Origin of the sequence: Amedibacillus dolichus DSM 3991 (assembly GCF_000154285.1) — a bacterium.
Classification (GTDB): domain Bacteria; phylum Bacillota_I; class Bacilli_A; order Erysipelotrichales; family Erysipelotrichaceae; genus Amedibacillus; species Amedibacillus dolichus.
This window is the reverse complement of the sequence record NZ_DS483475.1, coordinates 176,317-197,686: the sequence shown is the minus strand read 5'-3', so window position 1 is coordinate 197,686 and position 21,370 is coordinate 176,317. Positions and strand designations below refer to the sequence as shown.

General features: G+C 36.3%; 25 protein-coding genes. 24 read left to right on the top strand and 1 reads right to left on the bottom strand.

All coding sequences use genetic code 11. The annotated features are described in order from the left end of the window. Positions 1-284 precede the first annotated feature (284 nt). The 21 genes from EUBDOL_RS10975 to EUBDOL_RS05760 all read left to right on the top strand — a co-directional run bounded on the left by EUBDOL_RS10975 (position 285) and on the right by EUBDOL_RS05760 (position 15,764). Positions 285-851, top strand: a complete 567-nt coding sequence (locus EUBDOL_RS10975; protein WP_004799557.1) for a phage scaffolding protein — start codon at positions 285-287, stop codon at positions 849-851. Between the two features lie 17 nt (positions 852-868). Further along, the gene (locus EUBDOL_RS05850; RefSeq protein WP_004799554.1) at positions 869-1,969 is read left to right on the top strand and encodes a P22 phage major capsid protein family protein; all 1,101 of its coding nucleotides are present in this window, start codon (positions 869-871) and stop codon (positions 1,967-1,969) included. Next, a complete protein-coding gene (locus EUBDOL_RS05845) occupies positions 1,969-2,352 on the top strand; it encodes a head-tail connector protein (RefSeq protein ID WP_004799552.1) in 384 nt (127 codons plus the stop codon). Before EUBDOL_RS05850 ends, EUBDOL_RS05845 begins: the two co-directional genes overlap by 1 nt. After that, positions 2,328-2,690, top strand: a complete 363-nt coding sequence (locus tag EUBDOL_RS05840; protein WP_040463270.1) for a DUF6751 family protein — start codon at positions 2,328-2,330, stop codon at positions 2,688-2,690. Before EUBDOL_RS05845 ends, EUBDOL_RS05840 begins: the two co-directional genes overlap by 25 nt. Next, positions 2,687-3,112, top strand: coding sequence for a minor capsid protein (locus EUBDOL_RS05835; RefSeq protein ID WP_004799548.1), 426 nt, complete (start codon positions 2,687-2,689; stop codon positions 3,110-3,112). Before EUBDOL_RS05840 ends, EUBDOL_RS05835 begins: the two co-directional genes overlap by 4 nt. Further along, positions 3,099-3,518, top strand: a complete 420-nt coding sequence (locus EUBDOL_RS05830) for a hypothetical protein (protein ID WP_004799546.1) — start codon at positions 3,099-3,101, stop codon at positions 3,516-3,518. The genes EUBDOL_RS05835 and EUBDOL_RS05830 overlap by 14 nt, the downstream gene beginning before the upstream one ends. 3 nt (positions 3,519-3,521) lie before the next feature. Beyond that, positions 3,522-4,025 (top strand): hypothetical protein, encoded by a 504-nt coding sequence (locus tag EUBDOL_RS05825; RefSeq protein ID WP_004799544.1) that lies wholly within the window; start codon positions 3,522-3,524, stop codon positions 4,023-4,025. A gap of 26 nt (positions 4,026-4,051) precedes the next feature. Beyond that, a complete protein-coding gene (locus EUBDOL_RS05820) occupies positions 4,052-4,435 on the top strand; it encodes a DUF6673 family protein (RefSeq protein ID WP_004799542.1) in 384 nt (127 codons plus the stop codon). Further along, on the top strand, positions 4,435-4,989 hold the full coding sequence (locus tag EUBDOL_RS05815) for a Gp15 family bacteriophage protein (RefSeq protein WP_004799541.1): 555 nt from the start codon (positions 4,435-4,437) through the stop codon (positions 4,987-4,989). The genes EUBDOL_RS05820 and EUBDOL_RS05815 overlap by 1 nt, the downstream gene beginning before the upstream one ends. A 207-nt stretch (positions 4,990-5,196) precedes the next feature. After that, positions 5,197-8,517 (top strand): phage tail tape measure protein, encoded by a 3,321-nt coding sequence (locus EUBDOL_RS10970; protein WP_004799536.1) that lies wholly within the window; start codon positions 5,197-5,199, stop codon positions 8,515-8,517. After that, positions 8,502-9,383, top strand: coding sequence for a phage distal tail protein (locus EUBDOL_RS10965; RefSeq protein WP_050750079.1), 882 nt, complete (start codon positions 8,502-8,504; stop codon positions 9,381-9,383). The genes EUBDOL_RS10970 and EUBDOL_RS10965 overlap by 16 nt, the downstream gene beginning before the upstream one ends. Before the next feature lies 1 nt (position 9,384). Continuing rightward, positions 9,385-10,389 (top strand): siphovirus ReqiPepy6 Gp37-like family protein, encoded by a 1,005-nt coding sequence (locus EUBDOL_RS05800; RefSeq protein ID WP_040463266.1) that lies wholly within the window; start codon positions 9,385-9,387, stop codon positions 10,387-10,389. Between the two features lie 4 nt (positions 10,390-10,393). Continuing rightward, entirely contained in the window at positions 10,394-11,209 is an 816-nt protein-coding gene (locus tag EUBDOL_RS05795; protein WP_040463264.1) for a hypothetical protein, read from the top strand. A gap of 10 nt (positions 11,210-11,219) precedes the next feature. Next, a complete protein-coding gene (locus EUBDOL_RS05790) occupies positions 11,220-11,939 on the top strand; it encodes a collagen-like domain-containing protein (protein WP_004799529.1) in 720 nt (239 codons plus the stop codon). A gap of 11 nt (positions 11,940-11,950) precedes the next feature. After that, a complete protein-coding gene (locus tag EUBDOL_RS05785) occupies positions 11,951-12,805 on the top strand; it encodes a hypothetical protein (RefSeq protein ID WP_004799527.1) in 855 nt (284 codons plus the stop codon). A gap of 10 nt (positions 12,806-12,815) precedes the next feature. Beyond that, positions 12,816-13,175, top strand: coding sequence for a hypothetical protein (locus tag EUBDOL_RS05780; RefSeq protein ID WP_004799524.1), 360 nt, complete (start codon positions 12,816-12,818; stop codon positions 13,173-13,175). Between the two features lie 20 nt (positions 13,176-13,195). Further along, entirely contained in the window at positions 13,196-13,360 is a 165-nt protein-coding gene (locus EUBDOL_RS11450) for a hypothetical protein (RefSeq protein WP_004799522.1), read from the top strand. A 72-nt stretch (positions 13,361-13,432) separates the two neighbouring features. Next, entirely contained in the window at positions 13,433-13,714 is a 282-nt protein-coding gene (locus EUBDOL_RS05775; RefSeq protein ID WP_004799521.1) for a phage holin, read from the top strand. A 1-nt stretch (position 13,715) separates the two neighbouring features. Then, on the top strand, positions 13,716-13,973 hold the full coding sequence (locus tag EUBDOL_RS05770; protein WP_040463262.1) for a hypothetical protein: 258 nt from the start codon (positions 13,716-13,718) through the stop codon (positions 13,971-13,973). 1 nt (position 13,974) lies between these two features. Next, positions 13,975-14,730 (top strand): SH3 domain-containing protein, encoded by a 756-nt coding sequence (locus EUBDOL_RS10960; RefSeq protein WP_050750078.1) that lies wholly within the window; start codon positions 13,975-13,977, stop codon positions 14,728-14,730. Positions 14,731-14,924: 194 nt separating this feature from the next. Beyond that, positions 14,925-15,764: a DUF3800 domain-containing protein gene (locus EUBDOL_RS05760; RefSeq protein WP_004799516.1), complete on the top strand. Its 840-nt coding sequence runs from the start codon at positions 14,925-14,927 to the stop codon at positions 15,762-15,764. Between the two features lie 570 nt (positions 15,765-16,334). Here EUBDOL_RS05760 and rpsD read toward each other — a convergent pair. Further along, complete coding sequence (rpsD, locus tag EUBDOL_RS05755) at positions 16,335-16,937, bottom strand: 30S ribosomal protein S4 (RefSeq protein WP_004799515.1); 603 nt, start codon at positions 16,935-16,937, stop codon at positions 16,335-16,337. A gap of 325 nt (positions 16,938-17,262) precedes the next feature. Here rpsD and EUBDOL_RS05750 point away from each other — a divergent pair, with 325 nt between their 5' ends. The 3 genes from EUBDOL_RS05750 to thiI are packed head-to-tail and all read left to right on the top strand — an operon-like array spanning position 17,263 to position 21,347. Further along, complete coding sequence (locus tag EUBDOL_RS05750) at positions 17,263-19,017, top strand: septation ring formation regulator EzrA (RefSeq protein WP_004799514.1); 1,755 nt, start codon at positions 17,263-17,265, stop codon at positions 19,015-19,017. Between the two features lies 1 nt (position 19,018). Beyond that, a complete protein-coding gene (locus EUBDOL_RS05745) occupies positions 19,019-20,149 on the top strand; it encodes a cysteine desulfurase family protein (protein WP_004799513.1) in 1,131 nt (376 codons plus the stop codon). Next, complete coding sequence (thiI, locus tag EUBDOL_RS05740) at positions 20,130-21,347, top strand: tRNA uracil 4-sulfurtransferase ThiI (RefSeq protein WP_004799511.1); 1,218 nt, start codon at positions 20,130-20,132, stop codon at positions 21,345-21,347. The genes EUBDOL_RS05745 and thiI overlap by 20 nt, the downstream gene beginning before the upstream one ends. Positions 21,348-21,370 lie beyond the last annotated feature (23 nt).

The following is a 21,370-nucleotide window of genomic DNA, read 5'->3' as shown; positions in this document are numbered from 1 at the left end:
AGGTGTGTAATCATGCGTATGTAACCAATGCAAGAATTTATTATGATCGAAAACTTGATTGCAGGGTTCGTAAGGAAACGGATACCTGCATTTTTTGTGGCAAAAAGTTAAAAGAAAGGGTGATTTGGATGAACGATCCACCACGGAGAAAGTTACCGTATTTTGGAACAAGATTAAAGTAGCCCTGAAGGAATGGCATATAAACTACTTAAGCACCCAATTGCACGGGATATAAATTGCTGCCTAGCGGAGAGAACCGAATATAAAAAACACAGGAGGAAAAAATGGAATTTTTAAAAGAATTATTAGGTGATGACTTATATTCTCAAGTTGAAGCGAAGCTAAAAGATAACAAAGATGTTAAATTGGCCAATTTAGCGAGTGGAGAATATGTTTCAAAAGCTAAATATGATGATAAAGAAGCTGAGTTGGTAAAAGCAAACAATACGATTACCTCACTTCAAGATGCTGCATCTAAATTCGAAGGAACTGATATCGAAAATTTGAAAACACAAATTACAGATAATAAAGCTAAGTATGATGCTGATATTGCAAAATTACAAGAAGATATGAAAAAGCGTGATGCAATAGATGCTTGGCTTGATGCACATCCGACCAAACACAGAGCATTGATTCGCTCGCAGTTTGATTATTCAAAGTTACAAATTGAAAATGATACTGTTAAAGGAATTGATGAAATCGGTAAAACATTAACAGAGAGCTATGCAGATATGTTTGAAAGTACAAATGATGGAGGAAATGGAGGTATGCCACACGGTAAACCGCCTGTAGAAAAAGATCCATCTAAAATGTCTATGGAAGAATATAAAGCATGGCGCAGCAAACAATAAGAAGGAGAATATAAATTATGAATGAAATTTTAACACCACAAATTATTGCGCGAGAGGCGCTAATGGTACTAGAGAATAATTTAGTAATGGCTAATTTGGTTCATCGTGATTATAATGATGAATTTGTTGCAGGAGTAGGCGATACGATTTCTATTCGTAAACCTGCTAAATTTGTTGCACATAATTTCACCGGCGAAATCAATGTGCAAGATGCGGTTGAGGGTAAAACATCAGTAAAGCTGGATCATTTCCGCGATGTATCTTTTACGGTTTCTTCCAAAGAAATGACGTTAGATATCAAAAATTTTTCCGAACAGTTTTTACAGCCTGCACTTATGGCCATTGCACAAACAATGGACGAAGATTTATTAAATACAGTTGCCGAAGTAACGAATAGTGTTTCTGCAACAGCAAAGCCAACCAATTTAGAGGATATTGCAAAAATTGCAAAGCACATGGATATTAATAAGGCTCCGATGTCTATGCGACGTCTTGTATTAAACCCCGAGCATAAATATCGTTATGCACTTACTGATAATTTATCTAAAGTTTCGTATGCAGGTACGGGCGATACGTTACGCAATGCTGAATTAGGAAAGATTTATTCACTTGATACATATATGGATCAAAATGCGCCATATTCCTACTCTGATAAACCGGGGACTATGACAGAATGTAACGTAACAGGGAAAGTAAACGCCAAAGAAGTTGCGGTAAGTGGGGCTAAAGCAGAAAACGCAACTTTGAAAAAAGGAGACGGACTTATTATTGATGGGCGTATGTATCGTATAGAGGAAGATGCTACAGCGGCTTCTGGTGCTATTGCAAAAGTAAAATTGGATATGCCATTGCATTTAACAATGGATAGTCCAATGAAAGCTTATATTGTAAATAAGCATCACTCTCTTGCGTTCCACCGAAATGCTATTTGTTTAGTAACTCGTCCATTAGAGTTGCCTATGGGAAATAAAAACGCTGCCGTTATTCAGCATAATGGTTTAGGTATTCGCGTTGTATATGATTATGATCAAAAGACTAAGAAAGATTATATTTCTTTAGATATCCTTTATGGCATTAAGTTGCTTTATCCGGAACTTGCTTGCAAGCTAGTTGGATAATGGAAGCAATAACTTATAAGTACTACCAAGAAAAGTACTACGGAAATATACTTAATGAGGAAGATTTTAAAAGATACGAAAAGAAAGCTCGGCGAAAGTTGTCGAGCTTTACTTTTGGACGTATTGATTGTTTGCAAAACGTGCCTGATGAAGTAGGTGATTGTATCTGTGATATGGCTGAAAAGATAAGCCTTGAAGAAAGCAAAGAAAACTTTTCCGGAATTGTTAGTGAATCAACTGATGGACATTCTGTTACATTTGAAAAAAAGCAAAGTATAGAGCAAATGAATAAAGAACTATACTTAATCGCTGTTGGTTATTTGAATAACACAGGGTTGCTTTATGGAGGTGTGTGCTTATGCTCGACTGCACGGAATTGGTAACTCATTGCCATAAAGTATATGATGCCAACACTCGACAAAATAAAATTGTAACAGCGTTAATAGAAAACGTTTCATGGTTTCGCGAAGAACGATGTGTGCAAAGCGATAAGCAAGTATCGACTACCGATATCGTAAAGGTCAGAATTCCGCTTATCAAAAGAGATGATGTGCCGCAAATTGCAAAGGGAGATATTTTGATTCACGGAAAAGCTGAAATTGAGGGATTAACGCTTGGAGAGTTGCGTAATGAGTATCCGGATAGTATGGAAGTCCAATCGGTTACTTATAACACTCACAGCAATTCATATAGTCGGCATATCAGGTGTAGCGGTATATGATAAAAACCCCTAAAAATACAACATATCAAAGAAATACAAAAAACGGAAAAATACAATGTCAGTTAAAATGGCGAGCTGATTTTGGTATGACAAAAACAAAAGCATATCACAAGGCACAGATTTTTGTAGACAGCGAGGTATTAAGATTAAACGATCCGTTAACACCTATGCGCAGTAAAGAGTTGATACGTTCCGTTATGCGAGCAACAGATGTAGGAAGCGGCTTGGTAGAATATAGAACCCCTTATGCACGTTATCATTATTATGGCAAACTTATGGTTGGAAGAGCGCCAAAACGATTGACAAATAAAACTATGACATATCAAGGTGCACCGCAGCGAGGGCCAAAATGGTTTGAGCGTATGAAAGTGCAGCATAAAAAAGATATTTTGAAGGGAGCTGGTAAGATTGCAAGCAAGTAGGGTTGAAGCAATACGCAGCTTTTTTGGGAAATGCCCATTTTTGAAAGATGGTGCATTGAATATAGACTATAGCGGAGAAAAGCCAATACAGTATTCCATAGATACCATGCCCGTCGCTGATCCTGTTGTTCGGAAATATAGCGATGGTGGCACGTTACGACAACAAGCTTTTGCATTCACATCAACTGAGTTTTATTCAGAGGATATAATTGATCAAATCAATGCTTGTGGATTTTATGAACAGTTGGAAGAATGGATAGAAATACAAAGTAAAAAAGGAAATTTACCGAGTATTAAAGGAATACAAAGTATGGAGGTCTTGTCGCCTGGTTATTTATTCGACGCAGAACAAGGAATAGCAAGATACCAAATACAATGTAGAATTTTATATTTAAAGGAGATTTAGTATATGAGTAAATTAGTAACACGTGAAAAGAAAGTAGCATTTATGGGCTGTACAAAAGAATTAACAACGACATTTCATCGAATGAAGCATTTTACTTCAATGAGCCGATCTAGTAACCCAAATGAATATTCTAGAAAATACGTTGATGAAAAGGGAGAAAATACCGACGTTACAGGGTATTCACCATCAATTGCCTATGGGTTTGATCAGTATACAGAAGATCCGGTGCACGAAGAAATTATTGGTATTACCGATGGAGAAAAAGTAGGAGATGATGCAATTCGTACTATTATCAATGTTGATTTTACTCGCAAAGGAAAAAAAGATGGTAATTTCGTAGGAATTAAACGAGAATATGCAATCATTCCTGATTCTGATGGAGATGATGAAAATACATATACATATTCTGGTAACTTCAAATCAAAGTCGGATATGGAAGAGGTGGAAGTATCCTCTAAAGACGAATGGCAAACTTGTGAAATTGTTACATCAGTAGAAGAGCCATAGTAAATAAAAGAGAGAGAGGAGTGCCTATGAGCCAATTTAAAATACCCCAATGGGAAGTAAATGGTATGAAGCTACCATTTGATTTTGATGATGCAGATACAATGGATCGATATATGGAAGCGATAATGCAACTTCAAGAAGATGCAAAAAATATTGCTACAGAAGGCACAAGAGCTGATGAAATACGTTCTTATTGTGCGTTATTCGATAAGATGTATGATCATATTTTCGGAGCCGGGACTGCGGATAAAATTTTTGAAGGACGCAAAAATATTCGTTTATATGACAAGACTTATGATGATTTTATTGGTTTTGTAAAACGCTGTCGCATGCAGACGCAGCAAGCAATGATGAATAAAGTGAATAAGTACAGTGGTAAAAGAAATCAGCAAAAAAGGAATTTTCACTAATGTTTAATGCTCTGCTGGAAAATTATCCTGATGAACTTGTTATAAGTGGACGTAATTATCCTATTTATACAGATTTTACTGTATGGTTAGGTTTGAATGAAGCAATGCAGGATATCACACTTACGCAAGAAGAAAAAGGATATATAATTTTAGGTGTTTTTAAAGAAACGATACCTGAAGATTATGAATCTATGATTGTCGCTGTCATGCAATTTTTACAAGGAAATATTTACTATGATAAACGGAAAACAAAAAAGAAAAATAAATCACGATATGTTTTTTCTTTTACTTATGATCAGGATTATATTATCGGCGGATTTATGGAATGTTACGGTATTGATTTGTTATCTACGTCCATGCATTGGTGGAAATTTAATGCGCTTTTGAATGCTTTGAATGATTCATGTGAATTAAAAAAACGAATTTATTACCGGTCTATATGTTTATCTGAAATAAAGGATAAAAAAGAAAGAAGGCAAATACAGAAAATACAGCGACAAATAGCAATACCTGCGGCAGAGTTATCCGATGAAGATATTGCATCGGCATTTTAATGAAAATAAAAAAAGCACCGATAACACAACGCTGGTTTCGATGCCCCTTCTGCGGAAAAAAACTTTTTTATTACGATAATACGGCATACTGTGAAGGGGTATATATGATGTGTAAACAATGCCGTGAAATTATTGAAATAAGAATTAAATAAATGTACTAGTGAGCCTGTGAGCCGTACATGCACAAGAAGAAAGGAAGTGTAATGTATGGCAGTAGATGGATCATTAAAGTTTGATACAAAACTAGATTCTAACGGGCTAGAAAAAGGAATAGAAAAAATTGGAAATATGGCCGCTAAAGGTATGGCGGTCGTAACAACGGCATTAGCCGGAGCAAGTACATATGCTATTAAAGTCGGGGCAGACTTTGAAGAAGGAATGTCAAAAGTATCGGCTATTTCCGGAGTAACAGGTGAGGAATTAACAGCATTAACAGAAAAAGCAAAAGAAATGGGCGCTAAGACTAAATTCAGTGCTACAGAATCTGCGGAAGCGATGAAATACATGGCGATGGCTGGGTGGAAATCTGCTGATATGCTCAGCGGTATTGATGGTGTGATGAATTTAGCAGCTGCGTCCGGAGAGGAATTGGCATTAGTTTCAGATATTGTTACTGATGCTCTAACCGCATTCGGATTGCAGGCAAAGGATAGTGCTCATTTTGCTGATGTACTTGCTAAGGCATCTTCTAATTCTAATACAAATGTTGCGATGATGGGTGCTACTTTTAAGTATGCGGCACCACTTGCAGGAGCTTTAAAATATTCAATTGAAGATGTAGCTTTAGCAACAGGACTTATGGCTAATGCAGGTATTAAAGGCGAGCAAGCAGGTACCGCTTTACGTTCAATGTTTACTCGTCTAGCAAAGCCAACCGATGAATGTGCGGAAGCAATGGCAGTGTTGAATATCAGCATTAAAAATGCAGATGGTTCCGCTAAACCATTAAAACAGACATTGCTTGAAATGAGAGAAAGTTTCGCTAAGCTTACAGATACTGAAAAAACGCAATATGCTTCTATGATAGCAGGGCAAGAAGCTATGTCCGGACTTCTTGCAATAGTAAATGCTAGTGAATCTGATTTTAACAAATTAGCATCTGCAATTAACGATTCAGATGGTGCAGCACAAGAAATGGCAGAAACTATGCAAGATAATTTGAAAGGTCAGATTGTCATTTTAGGGAGTTCGTTAGAGGGTCTTGGAATCCAAGCATATGAGAAGTTTGAAAAACCAATGAAAAAAGCTGTCCAAGCTTCCATAGAAAAAGTTGAAGATCTTTCTAAAGAAATGGAATCCGGTAAGCTATCTAAATCTTTAGATACGTGTGCAGATGGTCTTGGCACTATGGCGGAAGTGGCGATTGATTTAGCTACTGATGCTATACCTCTTGTTATTGATGGATTTGCTTTTATTGTAGATCATGGGAAGCAAATTGTTACTACTGCAGGAGCAATTGGCGGAGCGATGCTTGGTATGAAAATTGCCGATCCTGTTTTAAAAGGTGTAAAAGCATTTAAGGCAGCGAAAGATGCAGTTGATCTATACAATATTAAATTAATAGCTAGTACAGCAGCAGGGAAGAAATTTGCAGGATCTTTGACATTGGGGCAAGCTGCGGTCGGGGTACTTACCGGAAAAGTTACTTTAGCTACTGCAGCAACAACAGCTTGGAATGCAGCATGTACGGCTTTAGGCGGACCGATTGGTGTTTTGGTTACTGCCATTGCTGCAGTTGGTGCCGGTATTGTCGCATATTCTTTTGCGACAAGAGATTCTATTGAAGAAACTAATGCCAACGTGCTTGCTACGGAAAAGATTATCAGTGAATATGAAAAACTGAGTGAAACGTTTAAAACCAATAAAGAAGCTCGCCAAGATGCAATGGCTTCATCACAAGCGGAAATAGAATCAGCTGATATCCTTAGTCAAAAGTTGGACGAGTTGAGCAATAAGGAAAATAAATCTAATGCTGAAAAAGAAATGATGAAGTATTATGTTGAAGAATTGAACAACATACTCCCGGATTTAAATCTTCAATATGATGCTGAGAAAGATGCATTGAATATGTCTACCGAGGCAATTCGTGAGAATATTACTGCACAAAAAGAATTAGTGCTTGCAAAAGCAGCTCAACAAAATCTTCAAAAAATAGCTGAGGATATGGCTAGCGCTGAAATAGCATTAGACAAAGCAACACAGCAACATATTAAAAATGAAAAAGCACTTAATGAAGCTAAGAAGGAAACAATCAAAACAGCAAAAGCTTGGAGAGAAGCTGGAAAACCCTTTGATGGAGAAATAGCCGATGCTTACTATAAAGCGAGCAATGCAGAAGCTGACTTGCGTAGTGCTTATGAAGAATCCGGGGAGATTGTTGATAAGTATAAAAATAAGGTAAAAGGTCTAAATAAAGAATTTGATGATACTTCAAAATATGCACAAACGAAATTAAATTCCGCAGGTATTCAAAAACAATTAGATGAAATGATTGTGAATGCGAAAGCACAAGGAATAAAGATACCGCAAGCTGTAGCAAGTGGAATACTTGAGGGTAAATATGCTTTGCCACAATCAGTTGAAGAAATGAAGTCATTAGTTACTTATGATGACCTACTGAAGAAAACATCTGATGCAGGGATTGTATTACCGAGTATGTTTGCTGCAGGAATAACCAGTGGTGAAATTGTTCCATCACAAGCAGTAAAGCAAATGAATAATCTTATCACTTTTAGTGATTTACTTGCTAAAAGCAGTGCAGCAGGGATAAAGGTTCCGGAATCTTTAAGCCAAGCTATACTTGACGGGAAAATTCAGCCAAGTGCTGCTGTAGAACAGATGAAGGATTTAGTAACATATTATGATATGGTTGCTGAAGCTGATGCTGCAGGTATTGCTATTCCTAAAGAAATTTCCGATGGAGTAACTTCAGGTAAACTATTACCTGCTGATGCAGCTAAAAAACTTGCCAAATTGACTAAAGATGAATTGAATAAAATTCCTGATGGTATGTATAGTGTTGGTATATCAGCTGGTGATGGACTTGCGAATGGCCTATGGGGATCTGTTGGTAAAGTCGCTAATGCAGCGGCGGATATCATTCATTCGGCAATCGAAAGTGCTAAAAGAGCGCAAGACTCACATTCGCCATCGCGTGTATGGCGTGATCAAATCGGTTTAATGGCAGGTGAGGGATATGCAGTCGGGTTAGATAACAGCATACCTACTGTTAAAAAAACAATTATTCGTTTTGCCGATACTGCAATCAGTACTATGTCTGACGGAGTCAAGAAAATGCCCGGTTTTAATATAAAAGCTATAGAGATGTTAGAAGATGCTGCTAGAATGAGAAACATGCGACCTTTTGATACTTTAAATACGGCAAGCGGGTATTCTTCGAATACGAATGATAATTCCGTTAAATACGAAGTACATCAAACATTCAATGGTAACGGGCCTATAAAACCAAGTGAAGCTGCGAGAGAGATGCAAGATACTATCAGGAGAATGGAGTGGGAAAGGAAATGAGAAGATACATATATAAAAACGAATATGGTAAAGAAATAGAATTTTCTAAAAAGTCAGGGTTTCGCTTTACTGCTATAGATGGCTTATCGACCAACACTATAGCAATTAATGAAGTTTCTGGTAATTCTCAAATCGGTGCGACTTCTACAAATAAAAAAATAGAGTCTAAGGACATAACGTTTGAAGGTGATTTCAAGGCAACTTATGAAAATAGACGTTTATTGATTGATACACTAGCTCCTGGTCTTATGGCTACTATTCGCATAATCGATGAAGATATTAATTTAGATGTATATGCTGAAGGAACACCTGTAAGAACTCCGATTTTATCTGAAGATCAAGTATATCAAAAGTTTCAATTCGTATTTCATTTACCTTTTCCGTTTTGGTCTATGACAATGGTGCAAGAAACATCTTTTACAAGTTATATTTCACATTTTCGATTTCCGCGTTCTTTTTCAAATGAAATATCGTGGAAGATTTCGGAAAGACGATTGCTTATGATAGAAAATATCAAAAATAACGGAACATTAAAAACCGGATTTACTGTAGTTTTTAGAGCCGTTACTCCTGTTACATCGCCGGAATTATTAAAAATAAAAACACAAGAAATACTTAAAATGAATAGTGATTTTGTTTTGGATACCGGTGATGTTTTGAAAGTTAGTACATTGAGCGGAAGAAAAAAAGTAATTCTTATTCGCGCAAAAGATGGAAGAGAGATAAATGCATTTCCGTACCTTTCCGATGTCTCTGTTTTTTGGCAACTTGATCCGGGTGATAATATTGTTCGTTATGGAGCGGATAATAATTACGAAGGGCTTGAAGTAAGTATTATTGTCAGCACAACCTTGGCAGGTGTTTGATATGGAATACTATATTTATGATCAACGGAACAGACGTATAGGAGTTCTTCAAAATTACGAATCTATTCAATGGAAAAAAGCGTACGATACTACCGGAACTTTTGAAATTCATGCAATTGAAAATGAGGAAAATTTAAAAAACTTAATAGAAGAAAATCGTATTGTGAGGAACGATGATAAGACCATTGGGTTTATTAAATATGTCAATTGCAAAAATGGAAAAGTTGAAGTACGAGGATACCTTGATAATTTGAATGAACGCATCAATCCTACAACGTCTCATATTAAAAAGGTAGAAGAAGATTTATATGCTCTCGTAAACAAAAATAAGCGTGGCTTAAATATAGTTACTATGAAGCCGAAAGGAATAGTGGAAGAAGTTGATATCGAGACGACTTGGCAAGAATTATCTGCAACTTTTCATGAGGTCTGCCAACTTAGCGGCTGTGGATATCAAATGATAATGACAGAGCAAAACTCTAATATGGTGGAAATTTATAAAAGAGATAAGAATTACGATGTTTCATTTTCTGAAGATATTGGAAATGTTGTTATAAATTCATATTTACAAGATATAAGTAAATATAAAAATTATGCGTATGTAGCTGGTGAAGGAGAAGGGAAAGAACGGATAGTAGTTGAGGTTGACCGCAGTGGAAAGGGAAAACGCTATGAAATATATGTAGATGCAAAAGATATACAACGTACTTGGGTGGATAGTAGCGGCTCTTCACATACATACTCAGATGAAGAATATAAAAAAATATTGGAGCAACGAGGGAATTTAAAACTTGATGAGCAAGAACGTATTATAGAATTTTCTTGTGATGTTGATTTGAGTAATGAATCATTTATTTTTGGTAAAGATTATTTTTTAGGAGATATTGTTAAAATACGATCACTTAAATATAATGTCTCGAAATGGTTTAGAATTTCTGAAATAAATGATATTGACGAGAGTGGGCATTCTATCGTTGCGACTTTTACAGAGTATGAAGGAGGTTAAAAAAATGGCACAAAAATGCTTTCCACTTAATGATGTAGATTATCTAGCGGAAGATTTGAGATTATTCCATGCAGGGCGAACAGTTGGCGTCATGCAAGTTACTGGTAATGATTTTCATACGGTTGCCGGAGCAGGAATGCAAACGATTGTCGGCAAAGGGGTAGCATATTTATTAACGCAGATTGACGGACTAGGTGGTGTTGTCTATGCGAACACAGATAATGTGGTTTTTAATCATGATGTTGCAGATGCGTTGTTTAATCGGTATGATGCAATTATTATTCGTTATGATAAAGAGACAAACGCTTGTGCGTTGAAGCTTATAAAAGGGACACCTTCTAGTGAACCGACAAAATATATACCTAAACGATCAGAGACAGAGTATGAATTAGTTATTAAATACGTGTATATTGTGGCAGGTGTAGGAACTATTACAAATTCAGATATCAAAGATGCAATTCTTAATGAAGAATTATGCGGAATTGCTGTTGATACTTTAGCGAAAATTCCAACAAAACAGTATGACGATCAAATGAAGTCTTGGATTAGTAATTCACAAGCAGATTTTAAAAAATGGTTTGATGATATAAAAAATCAATTAACAGAAGATGCAGCAGGTAATTTACAAAATCAAATAAATAGCCTGAATAATAAGGTAAATGATTTGAAAGACATATTTGTCGTAATGGAAGAAGATAGTTATATACCACCGGAAGAAAGAAAAATAGGTAGATTATATTTCAATACCACAGATAGAGTCGAAAGTGGTTTTAATAATGAAATAAGAGTGAGTCCGAATATGGGACTTAAGAAAGTGTGAGGATTAGAAAATGGCAAAACAAAAAGTACAAATTCAGCTATTGAATGAATCGAGCGGAGAAGTTATTGGAGATGTAGATCCATTAACAAGTGCGGATTGCGTAAGCTTTTCAGACGGAAAGACGTTTCAGCAAAAATATGACGCAGGAGAATTAAGAGGAGCAACAGGAGCAAAGGGAGATAAAGGGGAAACCGGTCCGCAAGGTCCTCAAGGCGCTAAAGGAAGTACTGGCGAACGAGGACCACAAGGAGTACAAGGACCGCAGGGACCGGCAGGAGAAGCGTTTAAAATCGCAAAGACGTATGCCTCTGTAAGTGCAATGAACGCAGGTTTTGCAAGCGATGGAGTAAAGCAAGGGCAATTTGTAATGATTGACACAGGCAATGTGAATGATGCGGATAACGCTAAATTATATGTTAAAGGTGCTTCTTCATATACGTATATCACAGACTTATCCGGTGCAACTGGTTTAACAGGTCCTCAAGGACCTCGTGGTTTACAAGGAGTAAAAGGAGATCCGGGTGCGGCTGGTCCTAAAGGAGAGCAAGGCATTCAAGGACCGGCAGGTCCTAAAGGCGCGACAGGCGCTCAAGGAGCAACGGGACCAGCGGGTCCTCGAGGGGCAACAGGAGCAAAGGGAGATAAGGGAGATCCGGGGGGTTCTATCAAAGTAGGAACTACACCTGAAAGCGCAACATCAAGAAAATTGTTTTTTAAGGTTATAAATTAAGGTGGTGCGTCATGAGCATTTTAAAAGGACAGTTGGAAACGGATAAAGGAGATGTGTTGTTCCCTAGAACATCGGCAGATATGGTGGAAGGGATAAACACTAAACAATTATTATTAAATAATGATTTTCAAGTAAACCAACGAGGGCAGAACATTTATGACTACACTAACAAATCGGGACATACCGTTGATATGTGGTTGGCAAGTATATTGAAAGTTAGTGTCTTGAGTGATGGCTGGGTGAAAGTAGAAAATTTACATACTGCCGGTCATTACTTTCAACAAAAGTTCGGGTTTTTGAGAAAAGGAAAATATGCGGTTGCCTTAAATGTCAGAAATATTAAGGGGAGTGTAAGTTTGCATTATGAACAAGAAGGAGGTTCTGTAATCAAAATCGGAAACCTTAAAAATGGCCGTAATACATTTACTTTTACAGCCGCTAATATGAAAAATATAGCTATATATATAAACACCGGTTCAAGTGTTGAAATTGAGTACATCGATCTATTTGAGGGAGATGCTGCCTTTCATCATGTGAAAGAACTCTATGATATCGAATTATTAAGATGTCAGACTACTCTATTGCCGATTTGCAGCGGAGAAAATTTTATACCATGCCAAAAAATGATAGGAGGCGGATTGTATGCTTACGTATATGCTCCGAACATGATTAGAAACCCTAAACTGATCTCATCGAATATTCAAGTTATGGACAATACAGGAAAATTTAAAAACACCACTATTATTTCGTCAATGTATATCGGTGGTTATGTGAGAATAGAAATCACTTCAAGCGGTTTAAGTGTAGATCCCAAGATGAATTATGCGGTTAGAGGAATCAATTTTTTAACGTGTGAGCCGATTTAGGAGGGTGGATATGGATATTGAATTGATTGTATATGCGAAATACGATGAACAGGGTTCTGTTATTGCCATTGATTCAAATATATTTCTTGATGATTTGAAAGAGTGGAAAGAGATAGACCGTTGGAAAGATGGCGATAGATACCTTTATAGTCATGCTGGCAACGGCGATTATGTAATGCAGAAGCATGGAAAGCCTCTGTATGATGAACAGGGCAAGCCAAATTTCCATGATGATTTTGTAGAATGGAGCGTGGAAGAAAAAAAGCAGCACTATCCGACACCTGTTCCGGCGGCTACCTTTGAGGAAACACAGAACGATATTAATATTGACATTGATTACAGATTGTCAATGTTGGAGCTAGGAATTTAACAGAAAGAGAGGAAAATGAAATGACAACATTTGAAATGCTATGTAGAAGTATCGAAGCAAAGAAAAAAAGAGGACAGCTTACACAAGAATACATTGAAGATACAGAAATGAAGATGGACGTGTTCTTGATGAATGATCGTATCACACAAGATCAATACAACGAACTTGTAGCAATGCTTAAATAAGACACTCGAATAGGGTGTCTTATTTAATGTCCTAGAACGACATTAAACTTAGCTAGAAAAGAGGAAAAGGAAATGAATAACATTAACTGGGAGGTACGCATTAAAAATAAGCAATTTTGGATTACGTTGATTCCAGCTGTACTATTACTTATTCAAGTGATCGCTGCTGTATTTGGTTTTACACTTGATTTAGGAGATTTAGGAAATAAGCTACTGGCTGTGGTAAATGCTTTGTTTGCGGTGTTATCTATTCTCGGCATCGTTGTTGACCCCAATACCGAAGGCATTGCAGATAGTGAAAGAGCTCTGCAATATAGAGTGCCAGCTAAAAACTGCAATCATGTAGGTGAGTAATGTGCAGGATTTAGAAGTGTTAGGCGGGTTGATAACGTGGCTTGTTCCGCTCATTGCGGTAGCTGCTCCCGTTTTAAAATTAAATGGGAACATTACAAGGCTAAATACGATATTGGAGCAAGCCCTAAAGACAATCGAAAAGCAAGGTAATAGTATTGAAAAATTGAATAATGAGCTATATGAAGTAAAGCATATTCAATCGAATCACGAAACAAGATTGATAAGTATTGAAAAAAGAATGGATAAAAAAGGATGCTGAAATGGCGTCCTTTTTTGATGAAAAAGAAAGAGAGGAAAATAATGTGACAAAATCATTTAACGAATTTAGAAATCAAGTATTGGGAAAAGGGTATAATATTGATGGAGCATACGGAAATCAGTGTTGGGACGGATATGCAAAATATTGTCAGTATCTTGGATATCCATACGCAAACTGTACCACTTCCGGATATGTTAAAGATATTTGGAACAACAGAAAAACAAATGGCATGCTGAAAAACTTTGTAGAGGTAGAAATTATGCAGCCGGGAGATATTGCTGTGTTCAAAGAAGTAAAAGGTTGGACACCGCTTAGCCATATCGCAATTTTCGTGAAAGATTTAGGAAATGGTTATGGTTTATTCTTAGGGCAGAACCAAGGAGGAGCTAATGGCAATTTTAATGAAGTTAAATTCCCATATAGTGCTACGTTTGCAACAGCATTTAGACCTAAAATGTTCGCAAATTCTTCCGAAACAGTATTAAATAAAATTCCTAATGACTTCATCAAAGAAAGTGCAACATTCTATTGTAATGTCGATAAAATCAATATCAGACTTGCACCAAGCTTGAAAGGACAGCTGACAGGAGATTGGTACGAGAATGGAATGACAGTTAAATATGATGGCTATGTTAAACGTGAAGGATATGTATGGATCAGTTGGGTTAGCTCCAAAACTAAGAATCGTCATTGGATGGCAGTTGGCGAGCTTAACAAGAACGGCTATAATACCAAACCTTACGGAACATTTAAATAAAAATTTATCCCTACTCTCATTGCGAGGGTAGGGATCTTTTTTTTGGTGTAGATTTCACAGTTTTTTTCATGTAAATAAAAAATATATTTACAATACCAAAAATAAACAAATTACTTTATAATTATATTTATAAAAAATATTGGAGGTATAGATATCAATGTATATTTTTTTAAATAAACTTCGGGGGAATAATAATGTGGAGAGATAGGCCCACTGTTATAGAAGAGTGGATAGAAGGAGCGACCCATGTAGCCTTTTTTGATGAAAATGGTGATGCTGATATGAGTTATATAACTAAATGTAAATTGAAAGGGAAAAAAATTGATGAATTTTCAAAATACTTTGGATTAACTTCTGTTTTACTTGAACAAAATAATTTTATTGATATAATGTTCAGTATTAATGCATTTAAAGAAAAATATTGGCCTGACAATGGGTGTTATGATTTTAATGGTAAGTATCAAAAAGTATGTTTACATTCTAGGGAAATAAGGAAACAAACAGGTCCATTTAGTAAAAATATTATAGGTGCTACAAATTTCATGGAAGATTTAAATAGTTTAATGGGTTCGCTACCAATGTCAATTACTTCTAGTTTTATTGATAAGGAGAGATTAGAACAAAGATATGGTAGCTATGCTCAATCACCATATAATATTTCAGTTACATTTATCTTAGAAAGATTAGTCGAAAGGCAATTAAAAGATACAGACAAAGTAATAATAATTTTGGAATCTCGAGGCAGGAAAGAAGATGCAATTATTTTAGATACTATAGTGCGCTTGATTAAGTATGGGACTCGATATGTTAGTGAGAAACAGTTTAAAAAAATTATAGGAGTATATTTTAATCCAAAAAGATGCCAAAGTGATTGTAAAAAAAGTTACTTTGGATTAGAGATCGCTGATTTGTGTGCGTATCCGATTTTTAAATATTGTAGAAATCATAAAGAGGATAAAGCATTTGAAATAATAAAGTCGAAGATTTATGGGTATCCAGAACATTTAAATTATGGAATAAAACGATTCCCATAAAAAAAGCTGTTAAACAACAGCTTTTCCGCCCGCGCAGTTACGAGCCCAATAAGGATAGCATTATCCTTTCTACTCATATTATATGTAATTTCTTAAAAAAATCAACAATTTTGTGTAAAATCACATAATTTGTTGATTTTATGCAAAAGAAGTTGTATGATATATGACATGTTTTTTCAAATTTGCTATTCTTTTGACAGAGAATAGTTTTTTTATTTTGACGTTTTAATAATATAGATATTATTCATATCTCATTCTCTTAATTACACCTAGGTTCATCAACTGAAATTCAAAGGCTTTGAAATTAGATAATATGATTGAGATCCTTAAGCATTAGTAAATATCTTAAGGATCTTTTTTTGGTGTAATTTTGGTGTAAATTTATTTTTTGAGTATTAAATTTAAGCGAAAAGGCCTTTATAATTTCATATAAAAAATATTTGTGAGAGTTTATTTTTGCTAAAAATGGGCTTAAAACATACAAAATAAGGTCCTATCACTCACAAAACTCTCACAAATGTAAAAGTATAAAAAGAAAAAAGCCCTTAAATAAGGCTTTTTCTTCAACTATTAACGGTTGTAGAATTCTACTACCAATAATTCATTAATTTCAGAGTTCAACTCATTGCGTTCTGGTAAACGAAGGTAAGTACCTTTTTTAGCATCTTTGTTTACATCTACAAATGCTACTGTATTTAGAGATGCTTCTAAGGCTTCATTGATTACCTGAAGGTTTTTAGATTTTTCTTTAACTTCGATTACTGCTCCCGGTTTTGCAATATAGCTAGGGATATCAACTTTCTTGCCATTTACAAGAATATGTCCGTGGTTTACAAGCTGACGAGCAGCACGACGAGTGCGGGCAAATCCCATACGATACACAAGGTTATCCAAGCGAGATTCCAATAATGCAAGGAAGTTATCACCCTTAACACCTTTCATTTTACTTGCTTTTGTGAACAGATTGTAGAACTGACGTTCATTTAATCCATACATGAAACGGATTTTCTGTTTTTCACGAAGCTGTAAACCGTACTGAGTTAGCTTTACACGTTTTGTAGGTCCGTGCTGACCAGGTGCATAAGCACGACGCTGAAGTTCTTCTCCAGTTTCCAGAATTGAGAATCCTAAACGACGAGAGGTTTTCCAAACTGGTCCATTAATTCTTGACATCTTATGTCCTCCTTATTGTTTTATAGCTATAAAACAATAACGAAGCTGTAAACTCCCTATAAGGTGTTTCCACTAACGGTATTTCACCCTAGCAGTGGGTTACTTTTCACCACGTAATTACACGTTGGAAACGCTTCTAAATAAGGCTTTACAATCCGCTATCCATTTTATTGCCACTCTACTATAACAAACATTATTTCGAATGTCAAATAAAAATGCCTGAAATCAACTGTATCGAGTGATGAAAAGTTATCAAAATATAATTACGAAAACAGCATATTTATGATACAATATAGACAACGATTTTGAATTGAAGAGGTGCTCTATGGATAAGCTTGTAAGTAACATGAAGAATATTATAACGCCACGGATTTTGCTTTATATGGGAATAGCACTTGTTGCTATTTTGATTTTAAGTATTGTGATGATGGTAATGCGCAAAAAGCAAACGATCAAGCAGTTGGAACAATTGGAACAGCGCTACAATACCTTAAAGGGGATTCCATTGGCTTTTAAGTTGAATAAAGCAGTTGCTTTATCACGTGTAAATGAAGCGATGTCAACGGTTGTTGAAGAGTGTAAGACGGACTTTGATGAAGTGCAGGAAAAATTGAAAACCTGCAGTGTTGATTTAGCTGAGTGTGATGATTTGATTTACGGCCATAAGGTTAAAGCGGCTCGGCGCAGACTTAACGAACTGTCTGATGACTTAGCTTTATGTGAGACAGATGTAAATAAAATTCATACTGTTTTAGATGATATTTTAGAACAGGAAAATGAACAGCGTGTTCATATCAATGCTTTAAAGGAAACTTTCCGTAAGGTTAAAAAGACGATTCATGAAAATCGCACAGCATACTCACAAAGCTATGAATATTTAGAAACGGAAATTATTGCAATTGAAAAAATGTTTTCCAAATTTGAGGAATGGATGTTTGCTTCGGAATTTAATAAAGCGGCAGATCAGCAAAAGGAAATCAAAGAGAGCATTACGCGTTTAAATGAGATTGTTGAAGCATTGCCTAGTCTTTATGAGCGAGCAAAAGGAATTCTGCCAAGAGCAATTGATGAGGTAGGATACAATTATGCAAGGGCTAAAAATAAGGGTGTTTTGCTGGAACATTTGGAGGTTTCTAAAAATCTAGATGTAATCAGTGATATGTTAAAAAACGACTTGAATCGTTTGCATAGTGGCACTCCGGAAAATGTGAAAGAGGATTTAGATGATTTAGAGGTTCGAATTGCACAGCTTGCCGAGCAAATTCGTTTAGAGGAGGAAGCCTTTGACGAAGTAAATGATGGCTTAACAGCTTTATTTGATTCTATTCGTGAAGTGAATTGTGAATTTGATGATATTAAATCGCTGTATGCAAGAGTGTATGAGCGCTTTGGCTTTGAAAACTGGACACAACGCTTGCAGGATACTCAAACACGGCTTGATGTTTTGAATGATATGCAAAGGCGGTTAGATAAAATCGTTCTTGATAAGCAGGTGCCTTATACAACTATTTTGATTGCGTATAAAGAGTTAGCACAAAGCAATGCGGGCTTTTCGAAGGAAGTTGAGTTGATGAAGGAAAAGCTTAACAATGCCTGCAGTGATGAAGAACGTGCTAAAAAACAGCTTATTAAGCTACAGCTGATTATTAACGAGATTCGGGTAAAAATGCTAAAACATCGATTGCCGAATGTTTCTGCACAATATGAGAAGGATTTATGCAAAGGGGAAGATATGATGCATGATGTACGCGATATCTTGGAACATTCTCCGCTAGATGTTACTCAGTTGAATGCAAAGTTGCGGGAAGCAATTGATTTTATCTATACCTTGTATAACAATGTTAATAATTTGGTGGGAATGGCAATCATGGTCGAAAATACGATCGTGTTTGGCAATCGCTATCGATCAAGCTGCCCGGAAATTGATTCCGAGCTTACAAGATGTGAGCTTTGCTTCCGTGATGGTCAATATACTAAGGCTTTGAAAATTGGTATCCAATGTATTGAAAAGATGCACCCGGGAGCTTATGAGAAACTGGTTAATCGTAAAGATCCAAGCATTATGAATATGGAAGGGTAATATGATTTATTTAGATTATGCTTCTACTACGCCTATTCGTAAAGAGGTGTTGAATACCTATGAAAAGCTGTTGGAAAGGTATTATGCCAACAGCGATTCGCTTCACGATTTAGGACGCGAAAGTGCAAAGCTTATGGAACAAAGCCGTGCAAATATTGCGCAGCTTTTCCATGTTCTAGAAGAAGAAATTATATTTACATCTTGCGCAAGTGAGTCAAACAACTATGCGATTAAAGGATATGCTTGGAAGTATATGCATAGAGGAAAACATTTGATTACAACTTGTGTTGAACATTCTAGTGTTCATAGCGCTTGTAAGCAGCTTGCGGAACATTTCGGTTTTGAGGTTACTTATTTACCGGTACTTGAAAATGGCTGTGTTGACGTAAAAGCCTTAAAAAAAGCGCTGCGCAAGGATACGATTTTAGTAAGTATTATGATGGTGAATAATGAAACTGGTGCTATTAATCCTATTAAAGAGTGCGCAGATTATGTACATGCGAATTCTCGAGCGGCTTTTCATGTAGATGCTGTGCAAGCGTTAGGTAAGATTCCGGTTGATTTGTCTTATATAGATATGGCAACATTTTCAGCGCATAAAATTTACGGTTTGAAAGGCAGTGCGATTTTATACAAGAAAAAAATGATTGAATTATTACCTTTAATTAGCGCAGGACAGCAAGAATTTAACTTGCGTGGCGGAACGAGCAATGTATGTACGAATATTGTGTTCGCGAAGACACTGCGCTTAATCTTAGAGGAACAACAAGCGCATTTTGACTATGTATCTAGGCTGAATAAGCGATTACGCAAGTCATTGAAGGAAGAAAACGATATTTTGATTAACAGCGATATACAGGGCTCCCCGTATATTTTAAATGTTTCTGCGAGGTATGTTGGCAGCGAGATTTTACTCAATGCCTTAAATGAACGTGGATTTGCGGTATCTGCGAAAAGTACTTGTGCATCAAAAAGTAAAGCAATTTCACATGTACTCATGGCGATGGGATTGGGAGAGCAACGAGCGACACATTCCATTCGTATATCATTATCGCATTTAACAACAGATGCAGAGGTTGATAGCTTTGCGTCTGCACTCAAGGAGGTTTGTCATGTCTATCGAACAAAATAAATTGGTTTATGATCATATTCTTGTCCGTTTCGGAGAACTTTCGACAAAAGGAAAGAATAAGAAGGATTTTATTAAAAAGCTGCAGATCAATGTAAAGAATGCACTTCGTAGCTTTGAAAAGCTGAGCTATGAAAGAACACATGATCGTTTATATATCATGCTACATGGCGAAGATCCACAAGCGGTCGCCAAGCCACTCTCCAAGGTGTTTGGAATTTCTTCTTTTTCTTTTGCTTTACGTGTAGACAGTGATATAGAGGTCATTAAGGAATGTGCACTTCATGTTGCAAAATTCAGTGATGCAAAAACATTTAAAATCGAAGCACGTAGAAGCTTTAAGCAGTTCCCGATGATTTCTGATGAAATTAATCGTACGGTAGCTACTGAGATTTTACGTCATACCGATTTAAAGGTAAATGTTAAAACACCGGATTTGCGCATACAGATTGAATTACATGAAACACATACATATATCATGACGAATAAAATTCATGGTGCCGGAGGATATCCGGTAGGGGTAGGCGGAAAGGCACTTGTTATGCTATCCGGTGGAATCGATTCACCGGTAGCGGGGTATTTAACAATGAAACGCGGTATTGCCATTGAGTGCATTCATTATGCTTCACCGCCTTATACCTCCAAAGCCGCTCAGGATAAGGTGCTGGAGCTAGCTCGTTTGATTGCACCATATCAAGGGCATATTCGTGTACATATTGTGCCCTTTACTGATTTGCAGTTAGCTATTTATAAAAATTGCGATGAAAGCTATGCGATTACCATCATGCGTCGTATGATGTATCGTATTGCGGAAAAAATTTGCGAAAAGCAAAATGCACTCGCTATTGTAAATGGTGAAAGCATCGGTCAGGTAGCAAGTCAGACTTTGGAAAGCATGCAAACAATTAATTGTGTAACGCAGCTTCCTGTGATTCGTCCGGTGGCATGTATGGATAAATTGGAAATTATAGATTTGGCAAAGCATATCGGAACCTATGAAACAAGTATTTTGCCTTTTGAAGATTGTTGTACGATTTTCACTCCCAAAAATCCGGTTACAAAACCAACGAAGCGCCGTTCACAAGCCTTGGAGGCACGCTTTGATTTTGAAGCATTGATTGATGAGTGTGTTGAAAAATGCGAATTTGTTGATGTCTATCCAAACCAAAAAATGGCAGAAGATATCGAAGATATTTTCTAGTATAATTTTTTATCACCAACACA

Bases quoted from the DNA above. Each gene is read 5' to 3' on its own strand.
- EUBDOL_RS05820 (WP_004799542.1), top strand. From the start codon at position 4,052: ATGAGCCAATTTAAAATACCCCAATGGGAAGTAAATGGTATGAAGCTA.
- EUBDOL_RS05840 (WP_040463270.1), top strand. From the start codon at position 2,328: ATGCTCGACTGCACGGAATTGGTAACTCATTGCCATAAAGTATATGAT.
- EUBDOL_RS05800 (WP_040463266.1), top strand. From the start codon at position 9,385: ATGGAATACTATATTTATGATCAACGGAACAGACGTATAGGAGTTCTT.
- EUBDOL_RS10960 (WP_050750078.1), top strand. From the start codon at position 13,975: ATGGCGTCCTTTTTTGATGAAAAAGAAAGAGAGGAAAATAATGTGACA.
- rpsD (WP_004799515.1), bottom strand. From the start codon at position 16,937: ATGTCAAGAATTAATGGACCAGTTTGGAAAACCTCTCGTCGTTTAGGA.
- thiI (WP_004799511.1), top strand. From the start codon at position 20,130: ATGTCTATCGAACAAAATAAATTGGTTTATGATCATATTCTTGTCCGT.
- EUBDOL_RS05845 (WP_004799552.1), top strand. From the start codon at position 1,969: ATGGAAGCAATAACTTATAAGTACTACCAAGAAAAGTACTACGGAAAT.
- EUBDOL_RS05760 (WP_004799516.1), top strand. From the start codon at position 14,925: ATGTGGAGAGATAGGCCCACTGTTATAGAAGAGTGGATAGAAGGAGCG.
- EUBDOL_RS05780 (WP_004799524.1), top strand. From the start codon at position 12,816: ATGGATATTGAATTGATTGTATATGCGAAATACGATGAACAGGGTTCT.
- EUBDOL_RS05825 (WP_004799544.1), top strand. From the start codon at position 3,522: ATGAGTAAATTAGTAACACGTGAAAAGAAAGTAGCATTTATGGGCTGT.
- EUBDOL_RS05835 (WP_004799548.1), top strand. From the start codon at position 2,687: ATGATAAAAACCCCTAAAAATACAACATATCAAAGAAATACAAAAAAC.
- EUBDOL_RS05745 (WP_004799513.1), top strand. From the start codon at position 19,019: ATGATTTATTTAGATTATGCTTCTACTACGCCTATTCGTAAAGAGGTG.
- EUBDOL_RS05815 (WP_004799541.1), top strand. From the start codon at position 4,435: ATGTTTAATGCTCTGCTGGAAAATTATCCTGATGAACTTGTTATAAGT.
- EUBDOL_RS05850 (WP_004799554.1), top strand. From the start codon at position 869: ATGAATGAAATTTTAACACCACAAATTATTGCGCGAGAGGCGCTAATG.
- EUBDOL_RS11450 (WP_004799522.1), top strand. From the start codon at position 13,196: ATGACAACATTTGAAATGCTATGTAGAAGTATCGAAGCAAAGAAAAAA.
- EUBDOL_RS10975 (WP_004799557.1), top strand. From the start codon at position 285: ATGGAATTTTTAAAAGAATTATTAGGTGATGACTTATATTCTCAAGTT.
- EUBDOL_RS05795 (WP_040463264.1), top strand. From the start codon at position 10,394: ATGGCACAAAAATGCTTTCCACTTAATGATGTAGATTATCTAGCGGAA.
- EUBDOL_RS05790 (WP_004799529.1), top strand. From the start codon at position 11,220: ATGGCAAAACAAAAAGTACAAATTCAGCTATTGAATGAATCGAGCGGA.
- EUBDOL_RS05775 (WP_004799521.1), top strand. From the start codon at position 13,433: ATGAATAACATTAACTGGGAGGTACGCATTAAAAATAAGCAATTTTGG.
- EUBDOL_RS05785 (WP_004799527.1), top strand. From the start codon at position 11,951: ATGAGCATTTTAAAAGGACAGTTGGAAACGGATAAAGGAGATGTGTTG.
- EUBDOL_RS10970 (WP_004799536.1), top strand. From the start codon at position 5,197: ATGGCAGTAGATGGATCATTAAAGTTTGATACAAAACTAGATTCTAAC.
- EUBDOL_RS05750 (WP_004799514.1), top strand. From the start codon at position 17,263: ATGGATAAGCTTGTAAGTAACATGAAGAATATTATAACGCCACGGATT.